Origin of the sequence: Spirulina sp. 06S082, from assembly GCF_034932145.1 — a bacterium.
GTDB lineage: Bacteria > Cyanobacteriota > Cyanobacteriia > Cyanobacteriales > Spirulinaceae > CCY15215.
Genome location: NZ_JAYGHV010000244.1, coordinates 1 through 3,032 on the forward strand (window position 1 = coordinate 1; position 3,032 = coordinate 3,032).

Annotated in this window: 2 protein-coding genes and 1 pseudogene; all 3 read right to left on the bottom strand. The window is 44.0% G+C overall.

The annotated features are described in order from the left end of the window. Positions 1-386: pseudogene (locus VB714_RS15190) on the bottom strand (hypothetical protein); the annotation flags it as partial. Positions 387-449: 63 nt separating this feature from the next. Next, entirely contained in the window at positions 450-986 is a 537-nt protein-coding gene (locus VB714_RS15195) for a Rab family GTPase (protein ID WP_323225456.1), read from the bottom strand. Between the two features lie 35 nt (positions 987-1,021). Further along, a partial coding sequence (locus VB714_RS15200; protein ID WP_323225457.1) for an OmpA family protein occupies positions 1,022-3,032 on the bottom strand: 2,011 nt, incomplete at its 5' end.

Genomic DNA, 3,032 nt, shown 5'->3' on the forward strand with positions numbered 1-3,032 from the left:
AACTTCGTTTCATTAGTTGATTGAACTAAAGTTTGTTCTAGAGTCATTTTCTCAGTGACATCTTCAACAAACAAAATCAATAAATTCTTTTTATTCTCGACTTGTCCATAATGCTGAAAATACAAATCAATATATAAATTTGTTTCGCGATCGCCTTGTCGAGTAATCCCTTGCAGAGCAAAATCTTCTCGTTCTCCTGCTAAAATTTCTGCTAAAATCTCCTCACAGCCAAATAGTTCGGGAAACCCCTCCCGAATGTCTTGTCCCATTTCAATGAAATCAGATTCATCAACAAATTGCCGAACGCCCTGCGATCGCGCAATAATTGTTAAATCTGGATCGAGAACCAGATAATGAATGTGATGGGGAATAATGATATTGTGCATGGGATTAAATTATCCGTCACCAATTCTTAGGAAGCGAATAACGAATAATAACGAACAAATAAATTAGACAGCAACAAGCATACTAGCCGCCAATTCGTGAAAAAGGTCATTCACGTCTTTTCCTGTTTTTGCCGAAGTTGCATAAGTGGCAATGACTTGGGGATAATCAGCTTGAAATTGATTGTTTGAGTGAGAAAGTTGAAAGACTTTCTCCTCACTAATCAAATCTGATTTATTCAAAGCAATAATAACCCATCCTTTAGGATTAATCTTGAAAAATAAATCGAGATGATCCCGTAAATGCTCCATCGTTTCTTGACGCTTGACATCGGCAACAATAATTGCACCCTTTGCACCCTGAAGATAAGCCGGGGCGATTGACTTAAACTGCGTTTGCCCCTCAATGTCCCAAATCAAAAGTTCAACGGGTTTTTCTTCTTCTTTCTCTCCTTTGAGGGTGACTACTTTACGAGATAATTTTACTCCCACGGTAGACAAATATTCGTCACTGAACTGATTATCTACAAATCGACGAATTAGACTGGTTTTCCCCACACTGAAATCCCCAATCAGACAAATCTTTTTAGAAATTTTACCCATAAACTACTCTACAAAAATCCTTAAAGACATTGTAATTATTCGTCTGAGAACGCTAATTCAAAGCGAACGCAGCGACTCCATTTTAACGGTTGTTCGGCAGCTACATCCGGGGGAGCCTCGGGAACGCTAATGGCCTCCAAGCGTTCGGCACTGATGCCGCGACGCTCTAACTCTCGTCGTACCGCGATCGCCCGTTCTGAGGAAAGCACTTGATTATTTTCCGATTGTCCCGTCGGATCCGCATGACCGATAATTTTTAAACGCAGTTCGGGGTGTTCGTTGAGAAATCTTTGAATGGGAGCAAGGGTACTAGATATTTCTTGGGATGTCAATCGCGAGGAAGCCTCTTCAAAATAAAGGCGCTTTTGCAAGACTTCTGGGAGTAATTGGGAGCGGTCTACGGTATCAATACCGGGTAGCTTTTGAAAAGCATTAATAATCGTACTGTAATCTTCCAATTTGGCGACTCCTCCTCGCAAGATTACCTTACCTGGAGAATAAGCGGCAGTAATATCAATATCGCGCTCGCGGTTAAGCAGAGAAGTCACTAACTCAATCGAAGTTGCAACCCAAGCGGGATCTGGGGGAACTTGCACTACTGCAATTTGATTATTGACCTCCAGTTTGGGATTAATTCCCTGTACCATTGTTGTTGCATTATTTTTAATTTCCATCGAAGGAACGCGCCCAGTGAGGGTTACTTTTTTACCGCGAACTATAGGTTCTAGTTCGGTATAAGACGATGCTTCTAAATCCACTAAGGCATCTTCAATGCGAGTTTCCATGCGCTGGTTGAGATAACCGCGTACTTGAAAATAGCCCCAAGGTAGAATGACGAGAAGAACAACTGCTCCCAATAAGCTCAGTAATGCAGTGGGAGATGATTTCTTTTCTGATGGGGGAGGGGGAATTAATTTCTCTAATAGCGCGGGAATAGCGGTGGGAACGGTTTCAGAATCTCCTTCAAATTCTTCCATTTCCCGCCCGTGTTTCTGGACGATTTGCCCGAGGGTTCGACGCAGATGCTTGATGAAAGGTTGGGGTGGATCTCCTTTCACGGCGACGGCGAGATAGCAATATCCCGCTACTTCTAAAATAATGCGAGAATCTCCATATTCAATCTCGTTAAGCTCGGCAACTTCCCCAGATTGGGCAATACAGTCATTGACAAAACTGCGAATGGCGGTGAGCATTCCTGCTAACATATTCGACTCGAGGCGCTGTTCTAAGGCGGGTTGAATTTCTGAGATGACCAGTCCCGAGGCTTTGTGAATCAGGAAAATTGCCTGTACTGTGACGGGCATGGATTCTTGCAGGATTAATTCTGCTTCGGATACTCCTTGTAGTTTGGCGCGAATTTTGCGAATTACGCCTTCGGGACTGAGGGTTTTTTCGACTTTTTCATTGATCGCCGAAACCACCTCCACCATATATTTTGAGACGGTGGAACCGATGACGGGGTAGAGTGCGTCTACCATTGCATCTTTTTCAACTTCAATTTGTTGCTTGATCGCCCGTCCCATTTCCGGTCCGAGGGCTTCAGAGATGGCATCTTTATCGACTTTGATTTGTTCGCAAATCGCGGAGGCCATTTCTGGTCCCAAGGCTTTGGCGACTTCTTGGGGAGAATTTTGCATTTCTTTGGCGATCGCCTCGGGAATGAGGTCTGCGATCGCCGCACTCATGGCACCGCGATCTTGTTGAGTGCGCCTCTGAATGACCTGATCGATAATGGGGATCATCACTTCCATGACGGCCTCTTGCGATACTCCTACTTTCATTTTCAGCAGTTGTACCATGAGAGGAACAAGAGGATTAATCACTTCTGTGGGTTCGTCAACCCGATCCTCAAGGGCGGCTAATTTGTCTTCTAACTCCTCAATGGTGCCGTGTAGCCGCATCATCTCTTCTTCGCTTAAAGATTTAGCAGCAGTCTCTAACTCTCCTAACATCGGTTTGAGATCGATTTTTGTTTTGGAAAGTTGGGTTTGAGATTTAGGTGGGGTTTGAGGTTTGGGTGGAGTTTGAGATTTAGGTGGGGTTTGA

What these genes read in the sequence shown, in the direction of transcription:
- VB714_RS15195 (WP_323225456.1), bottom strand. Translation starts at nt 986, where the DNA reads ATGGGTAAAATTTCTAAAAAGATTTGTCTGATTGGGGATTTCAGTGTG.